Origin of the sequence: Streptomyces sp. NPDC002730, assembly GCF_042888805.1 — a bacterium.
Lineage (GTDB): Bacteria > Actinomycetota > Actinomycetes > Streptomycetales > Streptomycetaceae > Streptomyces.
In genome coordinates this window covers 1-4,003 of sequence record NZ_JBIAQG010000049.1, presented here as the reverse complement: position 1 = coordinate 4,003, position 4,003 = coordinate 1, and the positions used below count along the sequence as shown (strand labels likewise).

Annotated in this window: 2 protein-coding genes and 1 pseudogene; 1 reads left to right on the top strand and 2 read right to left on the bottom strand. The window is 69.6% G+C overall.

Features of this window, described 5'->3' with window-relative positions:
* The coding region (locus tag ACFYXH_RS42220) for a lactonase family protein (protein ID WP_389575107.1) at positions 1-969 on the bottom strand (969 nt) is incomplete at its 3' end.
* Between the two features lie 476 nt (positions 970-1,445).
* On the opposite strand from ACFYXH_RS42220, the pseudogene ACFYXH_RS42215 reads away from it, so the two are divergent.
* A pseudogene (locus ACFYXH_RS42215) lies at positions 1,446-2,955 on the top strand (IS1380 family transposase); the annotation flags it as partial.
* Positions 2,956-3,172: 217 nt separating this feature from the next.
* Here the strand turns inward: ACFYXH_RS42215 and ACFYXH_RS42210 are convergent.
* Entirely contained in the window at positions 3,173-3,895 is a 723-nt protein-coding gene (locus ACFYXH_RS42210) for a transposase family protein (protein ID WP_389575105.1), read from the bottom strand.
* Positions 3,896-4,003 lie beyond the last annotated feature (108 nt).

The window sequence follows — 4,003 nt, the reverse complement described above, 5'->3', positions numbered from 1 at the left end:
CACCGAGACGGAGTTGTCGTCGGAGTTGGTGACGTAGGCGAAGGCCCCGCTCGGAGTGACCGCGACGCCAGCCGGGAGGGTGCCGACGGGGACGGTCGCGGTGACGGTGTTGTCGGAGGTGTCGATCACCGAGACGGAGTTGTCGTCGGCGTTGGTGACGTAGGCGAAGGCCCCGCTCGGAGTGACCGCGACGCCAGCCGGGAGGGTGCCGACGGGGACGGCGGTGGTGACGGTGTTGGTGGAGGTGTTGATGACCGACACGGTGTTCGAGTTTCGGTTGGCGACGTAGACGTAAGTGCCGGTGGGGTTGACCGCCACCGACCGGGGGCTGCTGCCGACAGGGAGGGTGACGGTGGCGGCGACGGTGTTGTCGGAGGTGTCGATCACCGAGACGGAGTTGTCGTCGGCGTTGGTGACGTAGGCGAAGGCCCCGCTCGGAGTGACCGCGACGCCAGCCGGGAAGGTGCCGACGGTGACGGCGGTAGTGACGGTGTTGTCGGAGGTTTGGATGACCGACACGTTGCCCGAACCGGAGTTGGCGACGTAGACGAAGGTGCCGGCGGGGTTGACCGCTACCGACCGGGGGCCGCTGCCGACGAGGATGGTGGCGGTGACGGTGTTGGTGGAGGTGTTGATGACCGACACGCTGTCCGAGTTTCGGTTGGCGACGTAGGCGTAGGTGCCGGCGGGGTTGACCGCCACATCGAAAGGCCCGTCTCCCACGGTGATGGTGGTGGTGACGGCGTTCGTGGCCGTGTTGATCACCGATACGGTGTCCGAGTTTAGGTTGGCGACGTAGGCGTAGGTGCCGGCGGGAACGGCGGCGGCCTGCGGTGCTGTGACCACCGGCAGAGCCGGCACGGCCAGCACGACCAGTCCCACCGCGATGGCCCGTACCCTGCTCCACCACCGGCGCCAGCCGCCCCTCCTGTCCGGTGGCTGCCTGTCCGGCCTTCGACGTCCGATCACCTGAAAGCCTCCTGCTGCAGACTGGCGGCCTCGTACACCGCCGGGCAGGCCGCCATGATAGCCAATAGTGACGTAACCATTACCGTACGTCATGGCTGTTGTCCGTGCGGTCCTCCGGAGGGGCGGGTCGGGAACCGAAGACAACTGGACACGGGGCCCGAGACGCCGACCGGAGCCCTTCCCCGTGTGGATCATGAGGTGAGGATGGCTACGAGACGGTGCCTGTCGTACGGCGGCCGCTGCACTGGGCGACCGAACCCCGGAGACTCACGGGCAGGCGTCGATCCTCATGGACTGTCCCGGCGTGTTGCGCGCGGCCCATCCGGTTGAGCGCGCCGTAGCACTGGACATGGCGGCCCTGCACAGCGGACTACGGGGCCCGCTAGTCTCGCCGTTTCACTTGGGGATGGCTGGCTTGGGGGCGGAAACGCGAAAGTGCCTTCCTGACCTGGGGCGATGAACCTTGCTGAGGGGTACTGTCGGTCCAGGCGGAGGGCACTTTCTACGTGCAGGCTAGCGGGTTGCGTCCCAAGGTCCAGGTCAGTGCCGATGGTTCGGGGGTGGTCAGACATGCCGGGGCACGGTTGCCGGCCGATCTCGCTGATGCCACCGGGCTCACCGCCGCGTACTCCACCGCGCTCAGGCCGCTTCGGCCGCGCGGGACCGGGCATGATCCGGGCCGGATCGCCACCGACCTGGCGGTGATGCTCGCCGATGGCGGCGAGGCCATTGCGGATCTCGCCGTACTGCGGGACCAGGCAGGGGCGTTCGGTTCGGTCGCCTCGACACCGACGGCCCGGCGACTGCTCGCCGACACCGATGAGAGGGCACTGTCTTCTCTCGGCCCGTGCCCAAGCCCGGGAAGTCGCCTGGCCGCAGGCCACCGAGCAAGGCGAGGGCAATCCCGCGGCCCGGGCCGCGGGACGCAATCTGCCTGGGCTGGTCCTGGACCTCGACGCCACGCTGGTCACCTGCCAGACCGAGAAGGAGCGGGCCGCACCCACCTATAAGGGCGGCTTCGGCGTCCACCCGCCGCTGTGCTTCCTGGCCAACACGGGCGAGGCGCTGTCCGGCCGGCCGCGGCCCGGGAACACCGGTGCCAAACACCGCCGCCGACCACATCACGGTGCTCGACCGGGCACTCGCTCAGATCCCCGACGCCCACCGGCACGGCACCGACATCCTCGTCCGCACCGACAGCGCCGGATCCGCGAAAGCCTTCCTCGCCCACGTCCGCGACGTACGGAGCGGAAACAAGGAATCCGCACCTTCTTCTCGACCGGATACGCCATCACCGAGCCGGTCCGCCGCGCTGTCCGGGCCATGCCCGACCGGCTCTGGCATCCCGCCCTGGACCAGAACGGGCCCCTGCGAGACGGCGCCGAGGTCGCCGAGCCGACCGGCATGGTCGACCTCGACGGCTATCCGGCCGGCACCCGCATCATCGTGCGGCGCGAACGACCGCACCCCGGCGCCCAACTGTCCCTGCTCGACCAGGACGAGGGCCTGAGGCACCAGGCATTCCTCACCGACACCCCATTCACAGACGGCGGCTCCGCCCAGTTCCTGAAGGCCTGTCACCGCGGACACGCCACCGTCGAGGACCACATCCGGTGGGGCGCAAGACCACCGGCTTCGGCCGCTTCCCCTCCCGCCACTTCGGCGTCAATGCCGTCTGGCTCGAACTCAGCCCCGCCGCGATCGACCTGCTGGCATGGACCCGCGTCCTGCTACTGGACAGCGAACTCGCCACTGCCGAACCGAAGAAGCTCCGCCACCGCATACTGCACGTCGCCGCCCGCCTCCGCCTCCGCCTCCGCCTCCGCCTCCGCCTCCGCCTCCGCCTCCGCCTCCGCCTCCGCCTCCGCCTCCGCCTCCGCCTACGGCGGCCGGCGCCTGCGCCCGCGGATATCCGCGACCTGGCCCTGGAAAGACGAACTGGCCACGGCCTTCCACCGCCTCCCCGCACTGCCCCGCCCCGCCGGCGGACAGGTCCCCGTCCCAACCGCCCACGACCGAGGAACCCGGAGAACCCGACCACCGCGCCGGGACACCACCATGCCCAAGTACCGAAATCGCGTCGTCCACCCAACAGTTGGTGACCCGCGACGCCGCCTCATCTCAACCGAAACGGCGAGGCTAACGGGCTGTCCCGCGTTTGATCGTGGGACGTGTTGGCCTGGGGGTTCGGCTGGTGGGTGATTCAGCAGGCCGTCGTGCGGACGAGGACGAGTTCGGTGCTGGTCCGGCGGCGGGTGGCACGTCTGGCGGCGCGGTCGGAGACCAGGCCGGCGATGGCGCGGTGGGTTTCGCCGTAGCTTTCCCGTCGGCTGGTGTATCGCTGGAGCGGCCGCCACTGGCGGTGTTCGGCGTTGGCGTGCTCGACGCAGATCCGGCGGGAGGACTGGCGGCGCTTGGCCTCGAGCCAGCCGTACCGCTCGGTCAGCTGTGCGTCGTCGGTGTCGAGGCTCTTGGGCTTCTTCGGCGGAGCGGAGACCTGGTCGGGGAATTCGTTGGCCAGGCCGCGGTAGCCGTCGTCGACCTCGGCTTTCACTTCGGGGTGCTGGCGGAACTGCTCGGCGATGCCCTCGGTGCGGACCGCGGTCTGGTCGTGCATTCTGCCGGGGCGTTCGGCGCCGGAGAACAGGGTCCGGCCCTGGCCGTCGCTGATCGTGGTGGTCTTGATGGTGTTCTGTTTCCGCTTGCCCGACACGAACGCGCGACGGCTGGGATGGTTCGCCCGCGGGCGGCGGACCTGGGTCTCCATCCCGTCGATCCGCAAGGTCACGTCCTCGGCCGCGGCGTAGGCGAACATGTCCTCCGGGGTGCGCAGCCGTATCCCGGGCCGGTCCGGGACGGCGAACCCGCGGCTCGCGAGCGGCGGACGGATCTCGCCGATCGCACGGCCGATGGTGGACGAGCCCACCTCGTAGATCAGACTGAGGCGACCCCTGTGGTGTGGACACTCTGACAATGGATCTTGCAGATCCGAGGGAAGGTGTCCTGGTGGGACGTAGGTCTCCGTATCCGGCGG